Genomic DNA, 23,465 nt, shown 5'->3' with positions numbered 1-23,465 from the left:
CAGCCTAGGCGGGCCCGGCCATGGCTCCAAGGACCCCGGCCCGGCACCCGCGGATGTGACCAGCGCCGCCCGTCACAGGCCGGATTACCGGCCGCCCGTATGGTAATTTTGAAACGCACATGATCCTTTTTTAATTCCGTCCAGTGAGGCGGGGAAAGGGGAGACGAGCGTTGACATCTGTCACCAGCGCGCCGGTTCCAGCCAGGGTTGTCCTCAGCCCGGCGGACATTGACCGGGCACTCACTCGTATCGCCCATGAGATCCTCGAAGCCAACAAAGGCTCAAAGGACCTGGTCCTGCTTGGCATTCCACGCCGCGGCTACCCGCTGGCAGTGCGGCTGGCCGAAAAAATCGCCGCCGCAGACCCCACCGTTGACGCCGCCACGATCGTGGGCCAGCTGGACGTCACCATGTTCCGCGACGATCTCTCCCACCAGGGCACCCGCCCCGTGTACCCCACAAGGCTTCCCCGCACCGGCATCGACAACAAAGTGGTGGTGCTGATCGACGACGTCCTGTACTCGGGGCGGACCATCCGCGCCGCCCTGGACGCCCTGATCGACCTTGGCCGCCCCCGGATCGTCCGGCTGGCCGTGCTGATCGACCGCGGCCACCGCGAACTGCCCATCCGTGCAGACCACGTGGGCAAAAACCTTCCCACGTCGTCGTCCGAGAAAGTCCGGGTCCGGCTCGAAGAGACCGACACCGCGCCCGGCGGCGACCCCGTCAACGAAGTAGTGATCGAGGGCGGCGCATGAGGCACCTGCTCTCCACCCAGGACCTCAGCCGCGGCGACGCCATCCGCATCCTGGACACCGCCGAGGAAATGGCCGCCGTGGGGGACCGCGAAGTCAAAAAGCTGCCCGCCCTGCGCGGCCGCACCGTAGTGAACCTCTTCTTCGAGGACTCCACCAGGACCCGCATCTCCTTCGAAGCCGCCGCCAAGCGCCTCTCCGCCGACGTCATCAACTTCGCAGCCAAGGGATCCTCGGTCTCCAAGGGCGAATCGCTGAAGGACACCGCGCAGACGCTGGCCGCCATGGGTGCGGACGCCGTGGTCATCCGGCACTGGGCCTCCGGCGCGCCGCACCGCCTCGCTTCCACCGACTGGATCGACGCCGCCGTCATCAACGCCGGCGACGGCACCCACGAACACCCCACCCAGGCCCTGCTGGATGCCTTCACCATGCGCCGCCACTGGTCGCGGCTGGCAGGCACCGGTTCCCAGGGCGCCGACCTGTCCGGCATGCGGGTGGCCATCGCCGGCGACGTCCTGCACTCCCGGGTGGCCCGCTCCAACGTGTGGCTCCTGCGCACCCTGGGCGCCGACGTCACCCTGGTGGCCCCGCCCACCCTGCTGCCCATCGGCGTCGAACAGTGGCCCTGCAAGGTCAGCTATGACATGGACCGCACCCTCGAGCAGGGTGTCGACGCCGTCATGATGCTCCGGGTCCAGGGCGAACGGATGAACGCCTCGTTCTTCCCCAGCACCCGCGAATACTCCCGCCGCTGGGGATTTGATGACAACCGGTTGCGGTCCCTGGACACCCTGGGCATGAAGGACACCATCATCATGCACCCAGGGCCCATGAACCGCGGCCTCGAAATCAGTTCCGCGGCCGCCGACTCGCCGCGTTCCACCGTCCTGGCCCAGGTCCGCAACGGCGTGTCCGTCCGGATGGCCGCACTGTACCTGCTGCTTTCCGGGGACACCCGCGAACCAGCCGCCACCCCGGGAGCGGGCCACTTCGCCGGCGCCGCCCCTTCCACCAAGGAGAGCATCTGATGGCAGCGAACACCGGAACCTACCTGATCCGCGGCGCCTCCGTGCTGGGCGGCGCCCCTGCAGACCTGCTGATCCGCGAAGGCGTCATCGCCGAAACCGGCATCGGCCTGGCAGCCGGGGACGCCACCGTCATCGAGGCAGCCGGCCTGGTGGCGCTGCCCGGCATGGTGGACATCCACACGCACCTCCGCGAACCCGGCCGTGAAGACGCCGAAACCGTGGAAACCGGCACCCGCGCGGCCGCCCTGGGCGGTTACACGGCCGTGCACGCCATGGCCAACTCCAACCCCGTCGCCGACACCGCCGGCGTTGTGGAACAGGTCCACAGCCTCGGCAAGGCCGCCGGTTGGGTGGACGTCCGTCCCGTAGGCGCCGTCACGGTGGGCCTGGCCGGCAAGCAGCTCGCGGAACTCGGCGCCATGGCGGACTCCCGCGCCGGCGTCCGGGTCTTCTCCGACGACGGCATCTGCGTCCACGACCCCGTGCTGATGCGCCGGGCGCTGGAATACGTCAAGGCCTTCGACGGCGTGGTGGCCCAGCACGCGCAGGAACCGCGCCTCACCGAGGGCGCCCAGATGAACGAGGGGGAGGTCTCCTCCGTCCTGGGGCTTGCCGGCTGGCCCGCCGTCGCCGAGGAAAGCATCATCGCCCGCGATGTCCTGCTCGCCCAGCACGTCGGTTCCCGCCTGCACGTTTGCCACGTCTCCACCGCCGGATCGGTGGAAATCATCCGCTGGGCCAAGGAACGCGGCATCAACGTCACCGCCGAAGTCACCCCCCACCACCTCCTGCTCACCGATGACCTGGTCCGCAGCTACGACCCCGTCTTCAAGGTCAACCCGCCGCTGCGCACCGACGCCGACGTCCAGGCCCTCCGCGCGGCGCTGGCCGACGGCACCATCGACGTGATCGGCACGGACCACGCACCGCACCCCAGCGAGCACAAGGAATGCGAATGGGCGCAGGCGGCCATGGGCATGACGGGCCTCGAAACAGCCTTGTCGGTGGTGCAGGAAACCATGATCGAAACCGGGCTCTTCACCTGGGCGGACTTCGCCCGGGTCACCTCCACCGTGCCCGCCGTGATCGGCCGGGTAACAGACCAGGGCCGGCCGCTGGAAGCCGGTGAGCCAGCCAACGTGGTGCTCGTGGATCCCGCCGCGCGCTGGACCGTGGACCCCTCGGCCATGGCCACCATGGGCCGCAACTCGCCGTTCAAGGGCCTGGAGCTTCCCGGCAAGGTGGTGGCCACGTTCTTCAAGGGCCACCCCACAGTCCTCAACGGCGCCCTGAACACCCCCTACCGCGGCGCCGGAACCACGGAAGGGGCCGCCTGATGGACAGAATCCTCCCCGGACTCCTGATGCTCGCGGTCATCGCCGTTGTGTTTGTACTGATCTGGGTGGGCTGGCGGAACCGGCTCAAGCGCCAGTCCGACGTCGAACAGCTCCCCGCCGTGCCCGCCGCACCTGGCGAGCCCATCACCTCCGCCGAGGGCCAGTACGTTGCCACCACCACCGGCGGCGACTGGCTGGACCGGATCGCCGTGCAGAGCCTCGGCATCCGCACCAACGCCACCCTCGCCGTCCACCCGCACGGGGTGCTCTTCGAGCGCACCGGCGCTCCCGCCCTCTACATCCCGGCCGCGTCCCTCACCGGGGTCCGGCAGGACAGCGGCATGGCAGGCAAGTTCGTCGAAAAGGACGGCCTGCTGGTGCTCACCTGGCTGCTTGGCAGCCGGGAACTGGACACCGGCTTCCGGACCCGCCGGGCCGCCGACAAGGACGTCCTGCACGCCGCCCTTACGGACCTGATCTCCCCAGCCCCCGCGGCTGGCACCACCAGTGGAAAGTAGGACCCAGTGACCGAAACCCGCAACGCCACAGACCCAGCAGTGAAAGCGAAAACAGTGACAGCAACCGCCACACCCCGAAGTGCCGCCAACCACGGCACCCCGTCCGCCCCGGCAGCACTGGTCCTCGAGGACGGCCGCATCTTCCGCGGCCGCAGCTACGGCGCCACCGGAACGGCCCTGGGCGAGGCAGTGTTCGCCACCGGCATGACGGGCTACCAGGAAACCATCACGGATCCTTCCTACGCCCGCCAGCTGGTGGTGCAGACCGCCCCGCATATAGGCAACACCGGTGTGAACAAGGACGACGCCGAGTCCCGGCGGATCTGGGTGGCCGGCTACGTGGTCCGCGACGCCGCCCGCCGCCCCTCAAACTGGCGTTCCGAGCGTTCCCTGGACGAGGAACTCATCGAACAGGGCGTTGTAGGCATCCAGGGCGTCGACACCCGCGCCATCACCCGCCACCTGCGGGAAAACAAAACCATGCGCGCCGGGATCTTCTCGGGCGACGCGGCCAACGCCACGGATAAGGAACTGGTCTCCGCCGTCCTGGCGAGCTCACCGATGGAAGGGTCCCGGCTCGCGGAGGAAGTCAGCGTTGACGAAGCCTACGTCGTGGAGCCCGCTGACCACGGCTGGGACGGCGACGCCCGCTTCAGCATCGCCGCGATCGACCTCGGCATCAAGACCATGACGCCCGTCCGCTTCGCCGAACGCGGTGTCCGGGTCCACGTCCTGCCCGCCACCGCCACCCTGGCAGATGTCCAGGCCGTCAACCCGGACGGCTTCTTTATGTCCAACGGGCCAGGCGACCCCGCCACCGCCGACGCCCAGGTCAACCTCCTCCGCTCCGTCCTGGACGAGAAACTGCCGTACTTCGGCATCTGCTTCGGCAACCAGATCCTGGGCCGCGCCCTCGGATTCGGCACCTACAAGCTGCGCTACGGCCACCGGGGCATCAACCAGCCGGTCATGGACCGCCGCACCGGCAAGGTGGAAATCACCTCGCAGAACCACGGTTTCGCCGTGGACGCTCCGCTCGACGGCGCCACCTTGGCCCCCGAGGAGCGCTTCGGCCGCGTTGAGGTCAGCCACGTCAGCCTCAACGATGACGTCGTCGAAGGCCTCGCCTGCCTCGACATCCCCGCGTTTTCGGTCCAGTACCACCCCGAAGCCGCAGCCGGCCCGCACGACGCCGCCTACCTCTTCGACAGGTTCATCGACCTGATGGAAAGCACCAAAAACGGCGCCCAGAACACCAACGACAACACTGAGGACACCAAGTAATGCCCAAGAGAACTGACCTCAAAAGCGTCCTGGTCATCGGTTCCGGCCCGATCGTCATCGGCCAGGCCGCCGAATTCGACTACTCCGGCACCCAGGCACTGCGTGTCCTCAAGGAGGAGGGCCTGCGGGTCATCCTGGTGAACTCGAACCCGGCCACCATCATGACGGACCCCGAGTTCGCCGACGCCACCTACATCGAACCCATCACCCCCGAGGTGGTGGAGAAGATCATCGCCAAGGAACGGCCTGACGCTGTCCTCCCCACCCTCGGCGGGCAGACGGCCCTGAACACGGCCATCGCCCTGGACAAGAACGGTGTACTGGAGAAGTACAACGTGGAGCTGATCGGCGCCAACATCGCCGCGATCGAACTCGGCGAGGACCGCGAAAAGTTCAAGGGCGTGGTGGAGCGCTGCGGCGCCGAATCGGCCCGCAGCCACATCATCCACACCATCGACGAGGCCCTCAAGGCCGCCGAGGACCTGGGGTACCCCATGGTGGTCCGTCCCTCCTTCACCATGGGCGGCCTGGGCTCCGGCCTCGCGTACGACGAAAGCGACCTGCGCCGCATCGTCGGCCAGGGCCTGCAGTACAGCCCTACCTCCGAGGTGCTCCTTGAAGAGAGCATCCTGGGCTGGAAGGAGTACGAGCTTGAGATGATGCGCGACAAAAACGACAACGTTGTGGTGGTCTGCTCCATCGAGAACTTCGACCCCGTAGGCGTCCACACCGGCGACTCCATCACCGTGGCCCCGGCGCTGACCCTCACCGACCGCGAGTACCAGCGGCTGCGTGACATTTCCATCGCCGTCATCCGCGAAGTCGGCGTCGACACCGGCGGCTGCAACATCCAGTTCGCCGTGGAGCCTGACACGGGACGCGTTGTTGTGATCGAGATGAACCCGCGCGTCTCCCGGTCCTCCGCCCTGGCCTCCAAGGCCACCGGCTTCGCGATCGCCAAGATCGCCACGAAACTGTCCCTGGGCTACACCCTGGACGAGATCCCCAACGACATCACGCAGAAGACCCCGGCGTCCTTCGAGCCGACGCTGGACTACGTGGTGGTCAAGGTTCCCCGGTTCGCGTTCGAGAAATTCCCCGCCGCCGACAACACCCTCACTACCACCATGAAGTCCGTGGGCGAGGCCATGGCCATGGGCCGCAACTTCACCGAGGCCCTGCAGAAGGCGCTGCGCTCCCTGGAGCAGAAGGGCTCGCAGCTGGACTTCAGCAGCGTCCCGGAATGGGAAGTCGCTGAGCTGATCGAGAAGTCCAAGCGCCCCACCACTGACCGCCTGCACCAGGTCCAGCGCGCCCTCCTGGGCGGCGCCACCGTGGAACAGCTGTTCGAGGCCACCAAGATCGACCCCTGGTACCTGGACCAGCTGCAGCTGCTCAACGAGATCTCGCACGAAATCCGCCAGGCCTCCGCCCTGACCAAGGAAATGCTGGAGCGGGCCAAACGCCACGGCTTCTCCGACGAGCAGATCGGCGCGCTGACACACAACTCCGAAGCTGTGGTCCGCGGTGTCCGCCAGGCCCTCGGGATCCGACCGGTCTACAAAACGGTGGACACCTGCGCCGCCGAATTCGCCGCCTACACCCCGTACCACTACTCGTCCTACGACGAAGAGGACGAGGTGGCGATGCACGCCAAGCCGTCGATCCTGATCCTGGGCTCCGGGCCCAACCGGATCGGCCAGGGCATCGAATTCGACTACTCCTGCGTCCACGCCTCCATGGCGCTGCGCAAGGCCGGCTACGAAACGGTCATGGTCAACTGCAACCCGGAAACGGTGTCCACCGACTACGACGTCTCCACCCGGCTGTACTTCGAGCCACTCACCCTCGAGGACGTCCTCGAAGTCATTGCCGCTGAAGAGCGCACCGGCGGCGTGATGGGTGTCTTCGTCCAGCTGGGCGGCCAGACGCCGCTGAAGCTGGCGCAGCAGCTCGCCGACGCCGGCGTGCCCATCCTGGGCACCTCACCGGAAGCGATCGACCTTGCCGAGCACCGCGGCATGTTCTCCCGGGTCCTGGACCAGGCCGGCCTGATCGCCCCGAAGAACGGCACCGCCGTGTCCTTCGAGGACGCCAAGAAGATCGCCGACGAAATCGGCTACCCCGTCCTGGTCCGCCCGTCCTACGTGCTGGGCGGCCGCGGCATGGAAATCGTCTACGACGAGCCCAATCTGTCCCGCTACATCGCCAACGCCACGGAAATCACCCCGGACCACCCGGTCCTGATCGACCGGTTCCTTGAGGACGCCGTCGAAATCGACGTCGACGCCCTCTTTGACGGCACCGACATGTACCTGGGCGGCATCATGGAGCACATCGAGGAAGCCGGCATCCACTCCGGCGACTCCGCCTGTGTCCTGCCGCCCATCACCCTGGGCACCAACGTGCTCGAACGGGTCCGCACGGCAACCCGCGCCATCGCTGAAGGCGTCGGCGTCCGGGGCCTGATCAACATCCAGTTCGCGCTGGCCTCCGACGTCCTTTACGTCCTCGAAGCCAACCCGCGGGCCTCCCGCACCGTACCGTTTGTGTCCAAGGCCACGGGCGTGCAGATGGCCAAGGCCGCTGCCCTGATCGGCACCGGCGTCACGATTGGCCAGCTCCGCAGCGATTACAAGATGCTGCCGGAAACCGGCGACGGTTCCACGCTCCCGCTGGACGCCCCCGTGTCCGTCAAGGAGGCCGTGCTGCCGTTCAGCCGCTTCCGCACCGTGGAGGGCAAGGTGGTTGACTCCCTGCTTGGCCCCGAAATGCGGTCCACCGGTGAGGTCATGGGCATCGACAAGCACTTCGACACCGCCTTCGCCAAGAGCCAGGCCGCAGCCAACAACGCCCTGCCCACTGAAGGCAAGATCTTTGTCTCCGTGGCCAACCGGGACAAGCGCTCCGTGATTATGGGCGTCAAGCGGCTCTCCGACCTGGGCTTCGAGATCGTCTCCACCGGCGGTACCGCCGACGTCCTGCGCCGCAACGGCATCCAGGCCACCCCGGTCCGCAAGGTGGCCGAGGGATCCAGTGCCGACGGGGAAGGCACCATCGCGGACCTGGTCATCGCCGGGGAGATCGACATGGTCTTCAACACCCCCTCCGGCGGCGAAGCCCGAAGCGACGGCTACGAACTGCGGGCAGCGGCAACCTCGATCGGGATTCCCTGCATCACCACGGTGGCTGAGTTCAACGCGGCGGTCCAGGCCATCGAGGCCATGCGCACCTACGAATGGTCCGTCACCAGCCTGCAGGAACACGCTGCCGCGCTGGCCGCCTCGCAGGAAGCGGCCCGCCGGAATGCCTGAGCAGGAATCCGCCGGCCGGGAGCCTTTCGGTTCCCGGCTCGGCGCGGCCATGGCCAGCCGCGGCCCGCTGTGCGTGGGCATTGACCCGCACCCGGGCCTGCTGTCCGCGTGGGGGTTGAACGACGACGCCGAAGGGCTGCGGACGTTTTCCCGCACCGTCCTGGACGCCGTAGGTTCCCTCGCTGCCGCGATCAAGCCGCAGGTGGCCCTATACGAACGCCACGGCTCGGCCGGCATGGCGGTGCTCGAGGAACTGCTCGCAGCTGCCACCGGGACCGGCGTGCTGACCATCGCGGACGCCAAACGCGGCGACATCGGCTCCACCATGGCCGCCTACGCGGACGCCTGGCTGCGGGACGGTTCGCCGCTCGCCGCGGACTCCGTGACCCTCAGCCCCTACCTGGGCTTTGAGTCGCTGCGCCCGGCGCTGGACCTGGCCGCGGAAACGGGCCGGGGCGTATTTGTCCTGGCACTGACGTCCAACCCGGAAGGCGCTTCCGTCCAGCACGTTGGCGGTGCGGACTCCGTGGCCCGGCGGATCGTCGAAGCGGCGGCAGCGGAGAACACCCGCTACGCCGGGGACCTGGGCTCGGTGGGCCTGGTGGTCGGCGCTACCGTGGGCTCCGCTCTGGCAAGCCTGGACCTTGATCTGGCGGCCGTCCGCGGCCCCATCCTGGCTCCGGGACTGGGAGCACAGGGGGCCACCCCCGCGGATCTGCGCGCCACGTTCGGCGCGGCGTATCCGCAGGTGCTGGGCACATCCAGCCGCGACATCCTGTCCGCCGGCCCCGATCCGGTACGGCTCCGGGCAGCTGCGGCCCGGACCCTGGACGGGCTGTGCGGGTAATAGGGCGCCGTTTAGGCCGATCCATTGATTCACGCAGTCCTGAAGAGTAGTTTCAGGACAGGTTCAAGGGCGGCCGCCCTGGACCATCCGCCGAATCCGGGGGTGTCCTCTTATGGTCCTGCGACCTTTATCTGCTGCGGAACGCGCTGACGCACTTCACAAGGCGGCAGCCGCCAGGGCTACCCGGGCGGACGCCAAGGAGAGCCTGAAGAACGGCAAGCGCTCCGCGGCGGACATCATCAGTTCGGCGGGGGAGGACGACGCCCTGGCCAGGATGCGCGTGTCCGAACTGCTCGAATCGCTGCCCGGCATCGGAAAGGTCCGTGCCGCCGCCATCATGGAGCAGCTCGGCATTGCCGCGTCCCGGCGGGTCCGGGGCCTCGGCGTGCACCAGCGCCAGGCGCTGGTAGATTTTATAGACGAGAGTTAGCGGGCCGCATCCGGCCGCATCCCCACCCCCGGCAAAAGGAATACGTGCACAAGTTACCTGGACTGACAGTCCTCGCTGGTCCGACGGCTGTTGGCAAAGGCACCGTGTCCACCTACATCCGCGACAACTACCCCGAAGTGTGGCTGTCAGTGTCCGCCACCACCAGGGCGCCCCGCCCGGGCGAGGTTGACGGGGTGCACTACTTCTTCAAATCCAAGGACGAGTTCGAACGGCTCATTGCAGAGGGTGAATTCCTTGAGTGGGCGGTGGTGCACGGGCAGAACACGTACGGCACGCTGAAGAGCACGGTGAACCAGGCCATCGCCGACGGCAAGTCGGTCCTCCTGGAGATCGACCTGCAGGGCGCGCGCCAGGTCAAGGAGGCCCTCCCGGAGGCGCAGTTCGTCTTCCTGGCCCCGCCCAGCTGGGAAGAACTGGTCCGCCGGCTTGTGGGCCGCGGCACGGAATCCGCCGAGGAGCAGCAGCGACGGCTGGAAACCGGTAAAGTGGAACTTGCTGCTGAACCGGAGTTCGACCACACAGTCATCAATGATGACGTCCGCCGGGCAGCGGACGAGCTTGTTTCACTCATGGGGCTGACCCCGCATCCACACTGACCGCTTCGTCAGCCCGCTAGTAATTTGGAGAATTCGTGTCCACGAACCTTGAAGGCATCATCAACCCGCCGATCGATTCGCTGCTTGAGGCAGCCGATTCCAAGTACGGCCTGGTGATCTTCGGTGCCAAGCGTGCTCGCCAGATCAACGCTTACTACGCCCAGCTGCACGAGGGCCTCTTCGAGTACGTTGGCCCGCTGGTCGACACCAAGTTGAACGAAAAGTCCCTCTCGATCGCGCTCCGCGAGATCAACGAAGGCAAACTGGTGTCCACACCGATCGAAGCCGCAGAGTAGTCCTGCAGCCGAGCCTGACTTGCTGTTGACGGAGGTCACGTGCGCATAGTCCTCGGAGTCGGGGGAGGGATTGCCGCCTACAAGGTGGCATCGCTCCTCCGGCTTTTTACTGAAGCCGGCCATCACGTCACGGTGATCCCCACCGAGGCGTCCACCCGGTTTGTCGGCACTGCCACCTGGGAAGCCCTCTCCGGCAACCCGGTGAGCAACAGCGTGTTCGACGACGTCCACCAGGTCAACCACGTCCGGTTGGGCCACGAGGCGGACCTCGTTGTGGTGGCCCCGGCCACCGCGGACCTTCTCTCCAAAGCGGCAGCCGGCCAGGCCGGTGACCTGCTCACCAACACGCTGCTGATGGCCTCCGGGCCCGTGCTCTTCGCCCCCGCCATGCACACCGAGATGTGGCAGCACGCCGCAACCCGCGCCAACGTGGAAACCCTGCGCAGCAGGGGAGTGGCGGTCCTGGAACCCGCCAGCGGCAGGCTGACAGGCTCCGACTCCGGACCCGGCCGCCTGCCCGAGCCCGAAGACATCTTCGCCGCCGCGATGGCCCTGATGCACGGCGACACCGACATCGCGCTGCCGCTGGCCGGCCGCACCGTCACCATCAGCGCCGGCGGCACCCGGGAACCCCTGGATCCGGTCCGGTTCCTGGGCAACCGGTCCTCCGGCAAGCAGGGCGTGGCCCTCGCCGTGGCCGCCCGGAACGCCGGCGCCACAGTCCGGCTGCTCGCCGCCCACATGGAAGTCCCTGCGCCCCCCGGCGTCGAAACGGTGTCCGTGGAGACTGCCCTGCAGCTTCGCGAAGCCGCCCTTGCCGCCGCAGCCGATTCCGACGTCGTGATCATGTCCGCCGCCGTGGCCGACTTCCGGCCGGCGGAAATCTCCGGCACCAAAATCAAAAAACGGGACGACACCGCCGACCCCGTCATCAGCTTGGTCCGCAATCCGGACATCCTCCAGGAGCTGGTGGAGCTCCGGAACCAGGGCCCGGAGCGCGAACACCAGCTTATTGTCGGTTTCGCCGCCGAAACCGGGGATGAACAGGGCGGTGTGCTGGCTTACGCCCAGGCCAAACTGCGACGCAAAGGCTGCGACCTTCTGGTGGTCAACCACGTGGGCGCGGACAAGGTTTTTGGCCAGGACACCAACGCCGTGGTCATCCTGTCCCGCTCCGGCTCCGAACCACAGGAGGCCGCCGGAACCAAGACCGAGGTTGCGGCGGCAGTCATCCGCAGGATCGGCTGTGAACTGAACCACGTACCGCACCGCGCCTGACGTGATCCGGGCCACCCCCGCTTAGCGCGGGGTCATGTCCCGGCGGGCGCGCCGCCTCCAACCAGTAAGGTAGTTGAGTGACTTTACCGCTGCACCTTCCCCAGACCTCCCGGGCTACGCCCGCCGCCCTCCGGCTCTTCACCTCAGAGTCCGTGACGGAAGGCCACCCGGACAAGATCTGTGACCAGATCAGTGACGCCATCCTGGACGCATTGCTGTCCAAGGACCCTGAATCCAGGGTTGCCGTGGAAACCATGGCCACCACCGGCCTGGTCCACGTGGCAGGCGAGGTCACCACCGACGCATACGTCGAGATTCCCCAAATCGTCCGGGAGACCATCCTCGGCATCGGCTATGACTCTTCAGCGAACGGGTTCGACGGTGCCCGGTGCGGAGTGTCCGTCTCCATCGGCCAGCAGTCCAACGACATCGCCGGCGGCGTCTTCAACTCCCTGGAAGCCCGGGAAGGCCGCCAGGAGGATGACTACGACCTTCAGGGCGCCGGCGACCAGGGCCTGATGTTTGGCTACGCCAGCGACGAGACCCCCTCCTTTATGCCCACCCCCATTTGGTTGGCCCACCGCCTCTCCGAACGGCTCACCCAGGTGCGCAAGTCCGGCGAACTGGCCTACCTGCGCCCGGACGGCAAGACCCAGGTCACCGTGGGATACGACGGCGATGTGCCCGTGTCCGTCGAAACGGTGGTCATCTCCAGCCAGCACGCCGAAGGCACCAGCCTCGCGCAGCTGCGCGCGGACCTTGCCTCGATCGTGATCGAACCCGTCCTGGCCGGCGCCAACCTGGACATCTCCCGCGCCGCGAACATCCTTAACCCGGCAGGCGAGTTCGTCATCGGCGGCCCGGTGGGCGACGCCGGCCTGACCGGCCGGAAGATCATCGTTGACACATACGGCGGCATGGCCCGCCACGGCGGCGGCGCGTTCTCGGGCAAGGACCCGTCCAAGGTGGACCGGTCCGCCGCGTACGCCATGCGCTGGGTGGCTAAAAACGTGGTGGCCGCCGGCCTGGCAAAGCGCGCGGAAATCCAGATCGCCTACGCCATCGGCCAGGCCCGGCCCGTTGGCACCTACGTGGAAACCTTCGGCACCGAGACTGTCGATCCTGCCCGGATCAGCGCCGCGATAGCCGAGATCTTCGACCTGCGGCCCCGGGCCATCATCGACGCCCTGGACCTGAAGCGGCCCATCTACGCCAAGACCGCAGCGCACGGCCACTTCGGCCGCGACGATCCGGACTTCACCTGGGAACGCCTCGACCGCGTGGACGACCTCAAGGCCTACTTCAACGCCTAGGGTCCGCAGCCGCCGGGCTCCCGGCCGATTGTCGGTGCCTGGTGATTGGCTGGACCCATCCACCACCAGGCCGATCGGAGGTAGCCGCAGTGGTTGCTGACACCCCCGCCCAACCGGCACTGGAGCTTCCGGGCGCCCTGCAGCCCACACTGCTGCAGGGTTTCCCGGCCAAGCGGCTGCCCACCGGCGTACCCCTGGCACGGGAGCTGCCGGTGGCCAGGGTGCTGGTGGAATCGACGCTGCCGCACCTGGACCGGCCCTTCGACTACGCCGTCCCGGAATCCCTCGACCAGGCCGCCCAACCAGGCGTGCGGGTCAAGGTCAGCTTCAACGGCCAGGACCTCAGCGGTTTCCTCCTGGAACGCACGGCGGAGTCGGACGCCGGCCACACGCTTGTGCCGCTGGCCAAAGTCGTGTCACCGGTCCCGGTCCTCACCCCGGCCATCCGCGACCTGGTGAACGCCGTCGCAGCCCGTTACGCCGGCACTGTCAGCGACGTCATCCGCGTGGCCATTCCGCCGCGGGTGGCCAAACTGGATAAGGACTACCCGCAAACCGAATCCGGGGCGGAGCAGGATCCGCCCGCAGCTGCGCCGGATGCCGGCTCCGCCTGGGATACCTACCACAACGGGCCCGCCTACCTGCGGCACCTGGGCCAGGGCGGTTCCCCCCGGGCCGTGCTCCATCCGCTGCAGGGCTATGGCGCCGCGGGCTGGCCGCAGCTGATGGCCGAGGCCATCGCCGCCACCCACGCAGCGGGCAGGGGAGCCGTGGTGGTGGTCCCCGATTACCGCGACCTGGACCGCCTCGAGGCCGCAGTCCTGGCGCTTATACCGGCCAAAGCAGTGGCCCGGCTGACTGCCGATGACGGGCCCACCCCCCGCTACCGGAATTTCCTGCGCCTGCTCGCCGGAACCGCCACGGTGGCCATCGGCACCAGGTCCGCTGCGTTTGCCCCGGTCCGCAACCTGGGGCTTGTTGCCTGCTGGGACGACGGCGACGACCTCCACATCGAACAGCGCGCACCCTACGCCCATGCCCGCGAGGTCCTGCTGCTGCGCGCCGAACAGGAGGGCACCGCGTGCCTTCTGGCAGGGCACGCCCGAAGCACCGAGGTCCAGCGCCTGGTGGCTGCAGGGTGGGCCTTCCCGGTGGAATCGGGTCGCACCGAAATGCGGCGCACGGTACCGCGGGTGGTGAATACCGCCGACAGCTTTGAGCAGGACCGCGACCCCCTTGCCTCCATCGCACGGCTTCCCGGCGCAGCCTGGCGTGCCGCGAAGGACGGGTTGGAGCGCGGCCCCGTGCTGGTGCAGGTGGCCCGGGCCGGCTACGCGCCGTCGCTGGCCTGTGAAACCTGCCGGGAGCCGGCGCGCTGCGGAACCTGCCAGGGCCCCTTGGCGATCGCCGGGGCGGGGTCGGCCATGGCCCAATGCCGGTGGTGCTCCACGCCCGCCCCGGACTGGCGTTGCACGCACTGCGGTGGCCGGCATTTGCGCAAGGGCGCCACCGGGGTGCTGCGGACCGCCGAGGAACTGGGCCGGGCCTTTCCCGGCAAAACAGTCATCACCTCATCCGGCGACCAGGTGAAGGCCACCGTAGGCTCCGGGAAGGCACTGGTGGTGGCCACGGTTGGCGCCGAACCTGTGGCCGAGGGCGGCTACGCGGCCGCGCTGCTGCTGGACGGCGACTCGCTGCTGCGCCGGGAAAGCCTCCGCGCCGGCGAGGACACCGTGCGGCGCTGGTTCAACGCTGCCGCACTGGTCCGCCCCGCAGCGGACGGCGGCCTGGTGGTGGTCACCGCTGCAGACACCACGGCGGTGGGCGCCCTGCTGCGCTGGGATCCGGCCGGCCACGCCTACCGGGAACTGGCCCTGCGGACCGAACTGCAGCTGCCGCCGTCCGTCCGGGTCGCCTCCGTGACGGGGCCGCGCGCCGCCGTCGACCATTTCACCAGCACTGTGGCCGCGGCACTCGACACGGCAGGAACAACACTGCGGACCGCCGGGCCGGCGCCGGTGCTCCTCAACGGGCCGGCATCGGCACGCCGGCCGGCTGAGGACGTGCGGACACTGCTCTTCTTCTCCTATGCCCAGGCCGCGGGCGTGGTCCGCGTACTCCGGGCCACCCGGGCCGCGGCCGCCGCGAAGCGCACCGTGGAACCGGTGCAGCTGCGGCTGGACGGCGTGGACGTCCTCTAGAGCTGCCGCCGGCGGACAATTCCCTGGGCGACGGCCACCAGCTGGCGGGCCGAGTCCTCCCAGCTGAACTGGGCGGCCCTGGCCACGGAGCGGCGGGACACCTGTTCCCAGTGCTCCCGGTCCGCCAGGTCCGCCACCGCCGCGGCGAACCCGACGGGCGAGGCCGGATCCACGTACGCCGCAACGTCCCCGCCCACTTCTCGGAAAATGGGAATGTCACTGGCAATCACCGGCGTGCCCACGGCCATGGCCTCCACCAGCGGCAGGCCATATCCCTCAGCCCGGGACAGGCTGACCAGCGCCGTGGCCTTCCGGAGCAGCGCGTCGTACTCCGCATCGGTCACCCCGTTGTGGAACACCACCTGCGCGCCCGCAGGAACCAGGCGTTCCAGCTCCGCCCGCCGGGCGGGTGTGATCCTGCTGAGCAGGTGCAGCGTGAACCCGGACAGACCGGCCATGCCCGCCACCATGGTTTCCACGTTTTTGTAAGGCATGAACGAGCCCATGTACACCAGCGAGCGGTCCGCGCCGGCAGCGGCGTCGCGGGGCACCTGGTCCGGCTGGGGTGCGTTGCTGATGATTTCCACCGGACGTTTGGTCAAGCGGTACTTTGCCATCAGCGCCTCGGTGGTCCGGCTGATGGTGGCCACCGTGTCCGCGCGGTCCAGCAGCAGCCGCTGCGGCCAGAACGCCTTGTGGTAAAGCCGCCACAGCACCCGGACAGGGGCCGGCAGGAATCCGGGCGGGGCGGGGTGCTCGTAGTAGATCAGGTCGTGCAGGGTCAGCACCAGGCCGTACTTCCGGCCCCACGTGCCCATGGTCTGCATCGGGCAGACCACCACGTCAGCGCCGAGCCTGTTGACCTGACGTGCCACAAACAGCTCTTTTGGCGATAACGGGCTGCTGATCAGGGTGTACGGCACGTCCGGCAGCAGGGCCAGTTGCCGTGGATCGGACACCAGCATCTCGACGTCGGCGATCCTGGCGGTCGCCGCGATCAGGCTGGCACCGTAGCGGCTGATGCCGTCGTGGTGGTCGGTGCGGGTGAACCGGGCATCGATGACGATCTTCACGCGGGATGGTCCTTCAGGAAGCTGCGGATGTGGTGGGCGGCCGGTTCCGGCGTTTCGTAGTGGATCAGGTGTCCGACGCCGGGAATCACCTTCAGCTCGCCGTCCGGCAGCTGCGCCAGGAGGGTGTGCTGGTCAGGCAGGGCGGCGATCTCATCCTTTTCGCCGGCGATCAGCAGGACGGGCAGGGTAAGCCGGGCGGCCACCTCGGTGACGTTGCCGCTGACGGACGCCGTGAACGATTCGAGCAGGCTGTCCCGGTCGGCGAAGGCGCTGAAATAGGCATGGTGCTGGCCGTGGATGAACCCCCGCAGTCCCGGGTCCCTGGTCTTTGCCATGGCTTCGCTCATGATCCGGACAATCAACGGGCTGCGGAGCAGGGCAAGCCCTGCGCGGCGGGGGAGGCGGGCTGCGAGCCGGTAATACAGCACGGCCAGCCGCGTCATGACACCCTTGGGCCCTTCCAGCGCGGGTGCGGCGATCGGATTGACCAGGATCAGCGGAGTGACAGTGCCGGGGTTGGCTGCCACGAAGTGTGCGGCGATGATGGAACCGAAGGAATGGCCCAGCAGCACGGTCTCCGGCCCCAGTCCCAGTTCCGCCATGAACCCGGTGATGAAGCGGCCGTAGTGCGCCACGGAGTGGTCGCCGTCGGCGAAAGCGGCCGAGCTGCCGAAGCCGGGGAGGTCCGGCATGATGATCCGCATGTCCGGCAGGAGATCGGCCACGCGCAGCAGGCCGTGGTGGTCGCCGCGGAAGCCGTGGATGACCAGCATGGTCCTGGTTTCCGGGGTCGCGTGCTGCGGTTCGTAGGTCCAGTAAGCCACCGGAGCACCCGCCAGCTGGACCACGCCGGCCGTGGTCCGCGCGGCCAGGCCTGCGCTGAGGTAGGTGGGTGCGCCCGGGTCTGCAGTCTGCATAAGTGCTGGTCCTAGTTGACGGTGTCGGGGTGGGAGCCGGTGCGCTGGTTCCGGTCGAGGCCTGCGAGCGCGGCCATGTCCGCCGCGGACAGGTCAAAGCCGAAAACATCCAGGTTTTCGCGGAGGCGCGGTTCTGAGGATGCCTTGGGGATGGCGATGTTGCCCAGTTGCATGTGCCAGCGGAGGATTACCTGCGCGGGCGTCCGGTGGTGGGCAGCCGCAATGCCGGCGATGCCGGGATCCGTGAGGACCTGGCCGCGGCCCAGCGGACTCCACGCCTCGGTCCGGATCCCCAGGGTGGCGTGTTTGGCCCGGAGCTCCTCCTGCTGCAGCCAGGGGTGCAGTTCGACCTGGTTGACGGCGGGGACCACCTCTGCGGTTTCCAGGAGCCGGTCCAGGTGGGCGGGCTGGAAGTTGCTGACGCCGATCGCGCGGACCCGGCCTTCCCGGTAGAGGGTTTCCAGGGCGCGGTAGGTCTCCCGGTACAGGTCCTTGGCCGGGCACGGCCAGTGGATCAGGTACAGGTCGATGTAGTCCAGGCCCAGGTTGACCATGGACGTGTCGAAGGCCCGCAGGGCGGCGTCGTAGCCATGGTGGTCGTTCCAGAGCTTGGTGGTGATGAACAGGTCCCCGCGGGCCAGGGAGCTGCTGAGCTCGCCGGAACCGCCGCTGCCTGCCGGACCGCCCAGCAGGGGCGACAGCCCGCGGGCCACGCCGGTCTCGTTGCCGTACATGGCTGCCGTGTCGAAGTGCCGGTAGCCGGCATCCAGGGCTGCTGCCACGAGATCCGCGGTCCCCGCCGCCGGAACCTTGTAGAGCCCGAAACCGAGCTGGTCAATCAGCACGCCGTTGTTCAGGCCAAGCCGGGGTGAGGTTCTCATGTCCACGACTCTACCCACTTGCCGCCGCGAGCCCCTCAAAGTCCACCAACCGCCGCGCAGTGGCCTCGTCCAGGATGAGGTCCGTGGCCAGGCCTGCTGTGAGTGCGCCGCGGAGGCCGTTGATCTTCGATTCCCCGGAGACCACGCAGATCCTCCGCCGGACCTCCCTCAGCTGCGCCAGGGAGGGGCCGGTGGAACGCTCGTTGAGCACAATGCCGTCAGAGGAGCCGTCGCCGCGGAAAAACACCGTTGCAACGTCGCCCACCACGTCCGAGGTGGCCAGGATATTCAGGTCGCATTCGTCCAGGTAACCGCCGGCGTAGACGTGGCTGGGGTAGTCGGCGTCCACGGAACCGACACCGAAAATGGCGATGCTCATCTTGGCCTGCAGTTCCAGGATCCGCTGCACGCTGCGCTCATTCCACATGGCCGTTTTGGTTCCGGCGTGGTCGAAGAACGCGGGCACCGGGAACTGCTCCACCCGTGCACCGTAGGCACTGCCGAAGCGGCGCATGATGTCGCTGGCGTACGTGATTCCCGTGGTGTGCATGTTGCCCGCGCCGTTCAGTTGGACGATCACGCTGTCGTGCGTGATCTTCCGGGTGAGGTGCCTGCTGACGGCGCTCAGGGTGGAGCCCCAGGCCACGCCGATGATGGCGTTCGAGTCCACGATGGGCCCGATGGTCCGGGCCGCCTGCATCGCCACCCGGTCAAGGGTTTCGGCCTCGTTGAGCGTTTCCAGGACCGGAACCACGTGCACGTCCACGTTGTAGTGGCGGCGGATCATGCCTTCCAGCTCGGGTCCGGTGTCCAGGGGATTGCGGATCTGGATCTGCACGAGGCCCGAGTCCCGGGCGGAGGAAAGCAGCCGGGAAACGGTGGAGCGGGACGTCCTGAGCTCGCGGGCGATGGCATCCATTGTGAGGTCCTGGAGGTAATACATCTGCGCAGCCCGAAGCGCGTCGGAATGCCGGGAGGGGTCCATTGCAGGTCCGTTCTGCACGTTTGTGCATAGAGCTTGACGCCATTTTCCATTATTCAAAAGAATAGTTGTAAAGGCGGCACACCTCCGGGCGGCCGCACCGCACCAAGCCCAAGGGAGTCGTTTTGGGACCGAAGGAAACACCCGCAGAACCAGCAGCCGCGGCACCGCAGCCGGGCGCTGAACGCACCTCAGTGCACAACCTCCGCCGGCGGCCGCACGCCAAGGTGCTGGTGGTGGGCGGCGGCATCAACGGTGTGGGAACGTTCCGCGACCTGGCGCTGCAAGGCGTGGACGTTGCGCTCGTGGAACGCGGCGACTACTGCCAGGGCGCCAGCGGAGCCTCCTCGCACATGATCCACGGCGGCATCCGCTACCTGGAAAACGGTGAGTTCCGTCTGGTCCAGGAGTCGGTGGTGGAACGCAACCGGCTGCTCCGCATTGCCCCCCACTACGTGAAGCCGCTGCAGACCACCATCCCCATCTTCAGCACGTTCTCCGGCATCCTGTCCGCACCGGCCCGGTTCCTGACCCACAAGCAGGGCAAGCCCAAGGAACGCGGCGCGTTCCTCATCAAAGTGGGCCTGAGCCTCTACGATTCCTTCTCCCGCGACGGCGGCACCGTTCCCCGGCACCAGTTCCGCGGCCGGAAGCGTGCCCTGGCCGAGCTGCCCCGCCTGCGGCAGGACGTCAAGTACGCGGCCACCTACTTCGATGCCTCGGTGCACAACCCCGAACGGCTCACCCTCGACGTCCTCCAGGACGGCGAAAAAGCCGGCCAGTCCGGCTCCGCCGCGGCCCAGGGCGACACCGCCCGGGCCAGCAACTACCTGTCCCTGGTATCAACGACGGAGCAGCCCAACGCCGGCACCGGCCGCGGCAGCACGGTCCGGCTCCGCGACGAACTGACGGGGGAGGAGTTCGACTTCACCGCCGACGTCATCGTCAACACCACCGGCGCCTGGGTGGATCAGACCAACGGGGCCATGGGATCGGCGTCGACCTTTATGGGCGGCACCAAGGGCTCGCACATTGTGCTGGACCATCCCGCCCTGCTGGACGCCTGCCAGGGCCGGGAAATCTTCTTCGAGCACACCGACGGCCGGATCGTCCTGATCTACCCCATGGGCGACCGCGTCCTGGTGGGCACCACCGACGTGGACGCGGACATGGCACAGGACGCCGTCTGCACCGACGAGGAGATCGACTACTTCTTCGAACTGGTGGGCCACGTCTTCCCGGACATCCCCGTCTCGCGGGAGCAGATTGTCTACACCTTCTCCGGCGTCCGCCCGCTGCCCCGGCACGATGCAACCCAGCCCGGCTTCGTCTCCCGCGATTACCGGATTGAACGCCGCGGCCCCGGTGCCGGCGCCCCGCAGGCGGCGCCCGTCCTCAGCCTGGTGGGCGGCAAATGGACCACGTTCCGGGCCCTGGCCGAGCACCTCACCAACGATGTCCTGGCCGAACTGGGCGAGCAGCGCAAGGTGTCGACGGCGCAACTGGCCATCGGCGGCGGCGCCGGCTTCCCGGCCGACGAGGCCGGGGTTCAGGCCTGGATCAAGGCGCACATGACAGCAGACCGGGACGCTGACCGCACGGCGGGGCTCCTGACCCGCTACGGTACCCGCGCCGAAGCCGTCATGGAGTTCCTTGACGCCGCGCCGGACCGTGCCCTGCACTCCACCCGCGAACTGAGTGTCCGGGAACTGGAGTTCATGGCCGCCAACGAGCAGGTGGGCCACCTCGTGGACATCCTGGTCCGCCGCACCTCCCTGGCCTTCCGGGGCCTGGTGACCGGCGAACTGCTCAATGAAATGGCCGATGTCCTGGGCGCCCCGCTGCACTGGGATGCCGCCGCCAGGGCCGCCGAAGTGCGGCACGCCCAAGAGGTGCTGCAGCGGTTCCACCGCGTGGAAATCCACAGCCTGGTCGCCTGAGGCCGGACTGACCGCCGGGGCGGCAAACCGCCCCGGCCCAACGGCCCCCAACCCGCAGGGGCCAACAACAGAGATAATAGGAGTCAAAGATGTCTCTTGGAATTGTGTTCCTTTCCGAGCTTTTCGGAACGGCGATGGTCACCCTCCTGGGTTGTGGCGTCGTCGCAAACGTCGCCCTTCGGGGGACGAAAGGAAATAACGGCGGGTTCCTGATGGTCACCTGGGGCTGGGGAATTGCAGTCTTCGCCGGTGTGTTTGTCGCCGCGAAGTCCGGCGCGCACCTGAACCCGGCCGTCACCCTGGGCAAGCTCACCAACGGCGGCGCCACCTACGCCCCGGACGTTCCCATTTCGTTCGCCTCCACGGTGACCTACCTGGGCGCCGAACTGCTGGGTGCCTTCATCGGCGCCGTGGTCTGCTGGCTCGCCTATAAGCAGCACTTCGACGCCGAACCCGAGCCCGCAGCCAAGCTTGGTGTGTTTTCCACGGGCCCCGCGATCCGGGCCACCCCGTGGAACCTGGCCACGGAAATCATCGCCACCTTCGTCCTGGTCTTCGTTATCCTCGCCTTCGGCGGGACCCCCTCAGGCCTTGGCCCCCTCGCCGTGGCGCTGCTCGTCGTCGGCATCGGCATCTCCCTCGGCGGCCCCACCGGCTACGCCATCAACCCGGCCCGTGACCTCGGTCCCCGCATCGCCCACGCCCTGCTCCCCATCAAAGGCAAGGGTTCCAGCGACTGGAGCTACGCCTGGATCCCGGTGGCAGGCCCCCTGGCGGGCGGGGCCCTGGCCGGCCTCGTGGCCAAGATTGTGCCGATCATTTTTATCGCCGCTGCCTGACCTGACCCACGGGCGCTTCAGCCCAACCGCTCCACCAACCATGAACCGTCACTCACTGACAAGACAAGGACGTCACCATGAACCAGTACGTAATCGCCATCGACCAGGGCACCACCAGCACGCGCGCCATCATTTTTGACCACAGCGGGGCGATCGTCTCCTCCGGCCAGATGGAACACGAGCAGATCTTCCCGCAGGCCGGGTGGGTGGAACACAACGCTGCCGAAATCTGGAACAACACCCGGGAGGTCATTGCCTCCGCCCTGTCCAAGGCGAACCTGACCCGCCACGACATCGCCGCCGTCGGGATCACCAACCAGCGCGAAACCGCCGTCGTGTGGGACAAAACCACCGGCGAGCCCGTGTACAACGCCATCGTATGGCAGGACACCCGCACGCAGGACATCGTCGATGAACTGTCCAAGGACGGCGGCGGGGACCGGTTCAAGCCAAAAGTCGGCCTGCCCCTGGCCACCTACTTCTCCGGCACCAAAATCAAGTGGATCCTGGACAACGTGGCCGGCGCCCGCGAAAAGGCCGAGGCCGGCGACCTGGTGTTCGGCAACACCGATGCCTGGGTCCTGTGGAACCTCACCGGCGGCGTTGACGGCGGCGTCCACGTCACGGACGTCACCAACGCCTCCCGCACCCTGTTTATGGACCTCGAAACCCTTCAGTGGGACGAGGAAATCCTCGGCATCTTCGGCGTCCCGCTCAGCATGATGCCCGAGATCCGCTCCTCCTCCGAGGTCTACGGCCAGGTCCACGGCTCCCAGCTGCTCCGCGAAACGCCCGTCGCCGGTATCCTGGGCGACCAGCAGGCCGCCACGTTCGGGCAGGCAGCGTTCCAGACCGGCGAAGCCAAAAACACCTACGGCACCGGCTGCTTCCTCATCTTCAACACCGGTGAGGAAATCGTCCACTCCAAAAACGGCCTGCTCACCACGGTCGGCTACAAGCTTGGCGACGCTGCGCCGCACTACGCCCTGGAAGGCTCCATCGCCGTCACCGGTTCCCTGATCCAGTGGCTGCGCGACAATCTCGGCCTGATCAGCAGCGCACCGGAGGTGGAAACGCTTGCCGCCGCCGTCGAGGACAACGGCGGCGTGTACATCGTCCCGGCCTTCTCCGGCCTCTTCGCCCCCTACTGGCGCTCCGATGCCCGCGGCGCCATTGTGGGGCTCACCCGGTACGTCAACAAAAACCACATCGCCCGGGCCGCGCTGGAATCCACGGCGTTCCAGACCCGCGAGGTCCTCGACGCAGTCAACGCCGACTCCGGCGTGCCGCTGACCGAACTGAAGGTCGACGGCGGCATGGTCGCCAACGATGCCCTGATGCAGTTCCAGGCGGACATCCTCGGCGTTCCCGTCATTCGGCCCAAGGTCGTGGAAACCACCGCCCTGGGCGCCGCGTACGCTGCGGGCCTCGCCGTGAACTTCTGGAAGGACCTCGGCGAGCTGTCTGCCAACTGGTCCGAAGACAAGCGGTGGGAACCCCAGCTGGACCAGGCCGAGCAGGACCGCCAGCTGCGGCTCTGGAAGAAAGCCGTCACCAAGTCCATGGACTGGGTCGACGAGGACGTGAAGTAGCACCGGCTTAGCTGATGCCT

The 23,465-nt window shown here is 67.8% G+C and carries 20 protein-coding genes; 16 read left to right on the top strand and 4 right to left on the bottom strand.

Features of this window, described 5'->3' with window-relative positions; all coding sequences use genetic code 11:
* Positions 1-170 precede the first annotated feature (170 nt).
* From pyrR to QRN07_RS03505, 13 genes are all read left to right on the top strand, one after another.
* Positions 171-758 carry a bifunctional pyr operon transcriptional regulator/uracil phosphoribosyltransferase PyrR gene (gene pyrR / locus QRN07_RS03565; protein WP_050684662.1) on the top strand — a complete coding sequence of 196 codons (588 nt, stop codon included), beginning with the start codon at positions 171-173 and terminating at the stop codon, positions 756-758.
* Positions 755-1,786 (top strand): aspartate carbamoyltransferase catalytic subunit, encoded by a 1,032-nt coding sequence (locus QRN07_RS03560; RefSeq protein ID WP_056598187.1) that lies wholly within the window; start codon positions 755-757, stop codon positions 1,784-1,786. Before pyrR ends, QRN07_RS03560 begins: the two co-directional genes overlap by 4 nt.
* Positions 1,786-3,123: a dihydroorotase gene (locus QRN07_RS03555; RefSeq protein ID WP_285240335.1), complete on the top strand. Its 1,338-nt coding sequence runs from the start codon at positions 1,786-1,788 to the stop codon at positions 3,121-3,123. Before QRN07_RS03560 ends, QRN07_RS03555 begins: the two co-directional genes overlap by 1 nt.
* The gene (locus QRN07_RS03550; protein WP_050684665.1) at positions 3,123-3,641 is read left to right on the top strand and encodes a PH-like domain-containing protein; all 519 of its coding nucleotides are present in this window, start codon (positions 3,123-3,125) and stop codon (positions 3,639-3,641) included. Before QRN07_RS03555 ends, QRN07_RS03550 begins: the two co-directional genes overlap by 1 nt.
* A gap of 54 nt (positions 3,642-3,695) precedes the next feature.
* Complete coding sequence (gene carA, locus QRN07_RS03545) at positions 3,696-4,925, top strand: glutamine-hydrolyzing carbamoyl-phosphate synthase small subunit (protein WP_157370950.1); 1,230 nt, start codon at positions 3,696-3,698, stop codon at positions 4,923-4,925.
* A complete protein-coding gene (gene carB / locus QRN07_RS03540; protein ID WP_285240334.1) occupies positions 4,925-8,239 on the top strand; it encodes a carbamoyl-phosphate synthase large subunit in 3,315 nt (1,104 codons plus the stop codon). Before carA ends, carB begins: the two co-directional genes overlap by 1 nt.
* Positions 8,232-9,086, top strand: a complete 855-nt coding sequence (pyrF, locus tag QRN07_RS03535; RefSeq protein WP_285240333.1) for an orotidine-5'-phosphate decarboxylase — start codon at positions 8,232-8,234, stop codon at positions 9,084-9,086. Before carB ends, pyrF begins: the two co-directional genes overlap by 8 nt.
* A 112-nt stretch (positions 9,087-9,198) precedes the next feature.
* Positions 9,199-9,516 carry an integration host factor, actinobacterial type gene (mihF, locus tag QRN07_RS03530; protein ID WP_050684669.1) on the top strand — a complete coding sequence of 106 codons (318 nt, stop codon included), beginning with the start codon at positions 9,199-9,201 and terminating at the stop codon, positions 9,514-9,516.
* A gap of 44 nt (positions 9,517-9,560) precedes the next feature.
* Positions 9,561-10,133, top strand: a complete 573-nt coding sequence (gene gmk / locus QRN07_RS03525; RefSeq protein WP_050684670.1) for a guanylate kinase — start codon at positions 9,561-9,563, stop codon at positions 10,131-10,133.
* 35 nt (positions 10,134-10,168) lie between these two features.
* The gene (gene rpoZ / locus QRN07_RS03520) at positions 10,169-10,429 is read left to right on the top strand and encodes a DNA-directed RNA polymerase subunit omega (protein ID WP_003800778.1); all 261 of its coding nucleotides are present in this window, start codon (positions 10,169-10,171) and stop codon (positions 10,427-10,429) included.
* A gap of 39 nt (positions 10,430-10,468) precedes the next feature.
* Positions 10,469-11,707, top strand: a complete 1,239-nt coding sequence (gene coaBC / locus QRN07_RS03515; protein ID WP_285240332.1) for a bifunctional phosphopantothenoylcysteine decarboxylase/phosphopantothenate--cysteine ligase CoaBC — start codon at positions 10,469-10,471, stop codon at positions 11,705-11,707.
* A 77-nt stretch (positions 11,708-11,784) separates the two neighbouring features.
* On the top strand, positions 11,785-13,020 hold the full coding sequence (metK, locus tag QRN07_RS03510; protein ID WP_050684672.1) for a methionine adenosyltransferase: 1,236 nt from the start codon (positions 11,785-11,787) through the stop codon (positions 13,018-13,020).
* 89 nt (positions 13,021-13,109) lie between these two features.
* A complete protein-coding gene (locus QRN07_RS03505; protein ID WP_285240331.1) occupies positions 13,110-15,221 on the top strand; it encodes a primosomal protein N' in 2,112 nt (703 codons plus the stop codon).
* On the opposite strand, the gene QRN07_RS03500 is transcribed toward QRN07_RS03505, so the two are convergent.
* Genes QRN07_RS03500 through QRN07_RS03485 form a run of 4 tightly spaced genes read right to left on the bottom strand, consistent with a single transcriptional unit; the run spans position 15,218 to position 19,077 of the window.
* A complete protein-coding gene (locus QRN07_RS03500; RefSeq protein ID WP_285240330.1) occupies positions 15,218-16,294 on the bottom strand; it encodes a glycosyltransferase family 4 protein in 1,077 nt (358 codons plus the stop codon). The genes QRN07_RS03505 and QRN07_RS03500 overlap by 4 nt on opposite strands.
* Positions 16,291-17,211 carry an alpha/beta fold hydrolase gene (locus QRN07_RS03495; RefSeq protein ID WP_285240329.1) on the bottom strand — a complete coding sequence of 307 codons (921 nt, stop codon included), beginning with the start codon at positions 17,209-17,211 and terminating at the stop codon, positions 16,291-16,293. The genes QRN07_RS03500 and QRN07_RS03495 overlap by 4 nt, the downstream gene beginning before the upstream one ends.
* 11 nt (positions 17,212-17,222) lie before the next feature.
* Positions 17,223-18,092, bottom strand: a complete 870-nt coding sequence (locus tag QRN07_RS03490) for an aldo/keto reductase (protein WP_285240328.1) — start codon at positions 18,090-18,092, stop codon at positions 17,223-17,225.
* 10 nt (positions 18,093-18,102) lie between these two features.
* Positions 18,103-19,077 (bottom strand): sugar-binding transcriptional regulator, encoded by a 975-nt coding sequence (locus QRN07_RS03485; protein ID WP_285240327.1) that lies wholly within the window; start codon positions 19,075-19,077, stop codon positions 18,103-18,105.
* 122 nt (positions 19,078-19,199) lie between these two features.
* Here QRN07_RS03485 and QRN07_RS03480 point away from each other — a divergent pair, with 122 nt between their 5' ends.
* The 3 genes from QRN07_RS03480 to glpK all read left to right on the top strand — a co-directional run bounded on the left by QRN07_RS03480 (position 19,200) and on the right by glpK (position 23,445).
* Complete coding sequence (locus QRN07_RS03480; RefSeq protein ID WP_050684678.1) at positions 19,200-21,014, top strand: glycerol-3-phosphate dehydrogenase/oxidase; 1,815 nt, start codon at positions 19,200-19,202, stop codon at positions 21,012-21,014.
* A gap of 89 nt (positions 21,015-21,103) precedes the next feature.
* Complete coding sequence (locus tag QRN07_RS03475; protein ID WP_050684679.1) at positions 21,104-21,853, top strand: MIP/aquaporin family protein; 750 nt, start codon at positions 21,104-21,106, stop codon at positions 21,851-21,853.
* 77 nt (positions 21,854-21,930) lie between these two features.
* Positions 21,931-23,445, top strand: coding sequence for a glycerol kinase GlpK (gene glpK, locus QRN07_RS03470; protein WP_056598206.1), 1,515 nt, complete (start codon positions 21,931-21,933; stop codon positions 23,443-23,445).
* Positions 23,446-23,465 lie beyond the last annotated feature (20 nt).

The organism is Pseudarthrobacter sp. MEB009 (assembly GCF_030208875.1).
Lineage (GTDB): Bacteria > Actinomycetota > Actinomycetes > Actinomycetales > Micrococcaceae > Arthrobacter.
Note: the sequence above shows the minus strand (reverse complement) of the source record. Positions and strands in the feature narration are given on the sequence as shown.

Excerpts from the sequence above, each read along its gene's own strand:
- QRN07_RS03560 (WP_056598187.1), top strand. The coding sequence starts at position 755 with ATGAGGCACCTGCTCTCCACCCAGGACCTCAGCCGCGGCGACGCCATC.
- QRN07_RS03555 (WP_285240335.1), top strand. The coding sequence starts at position 1,786 with ATGGCAGCGAACACCGGAACCTACCTGATCCGCGGCGCCTCCGTGCTG.
- QRN07_RS03550 (WP_050684665.1), top strand. The coding sequence starts at position 3,123 with ATGGACAGAATCCTCCCCGGACTCCTGATGCTCGCGGTCATCGCCGTT.
- carB (WP_285240334.1), top strand. The coding sequence starts at position 4,925 with ATGCCCAAGAGAACTGACCTCAAAAGCGTCCTGGTCATCGGTTCCGGC.
- pyrF (WP_285240333.1), top strand. The coding sequence starts at position 8,232 with ATGCCTGAGCAGGAATCCGCCGGCCGGGAGCCTTTCGGTTCCCGGCTC.
- mihF (WP_050684669.1), top strand. The coding sequence starts at position 9,199 with ATGGTCCTGCGACCTTTATCTGCTGCGGAACGCGCTGACGCACTTCAC.
- QRN07_RS03495 (WP_285240329.1), bottom strand. The coding sequence starts at position 17,211 with ATGCAGACTGCAGACCCGGGCGCACCCACCTACCTCAGCGCAGGCCTG.
- QRN07_RS03490 (WP_285240328.1), bottom strand. The coding sequence starts at position 18,092 with ATGAGAACCTCACCCCGGCTTGGCCTGAACAACGGCGTGCTGATTGAC.
- QRN07_RS03485 (WP_285240327.1), bottom strand. The coding sequence starts at position 19,077 with ATGGACCCCTCCCGGCATTCCGACGCGCTTCGGGCTGCGCAGATGTAT.
- QRN07_RS03475 (WP_050684679.1), top strand. The coding sequence starts at position 21,104 with ATGTCTCTTGGAATTGTGTTCCTTTCCGAGCTTTTCGGAACGGCGATG.
- glpK (WP_056598206.1), top strand. The coding sequence starts at position 21,931 with ATGAACCAGTACGTAATCGCCATCGACCAGGGCACCACCAGCACGCGC.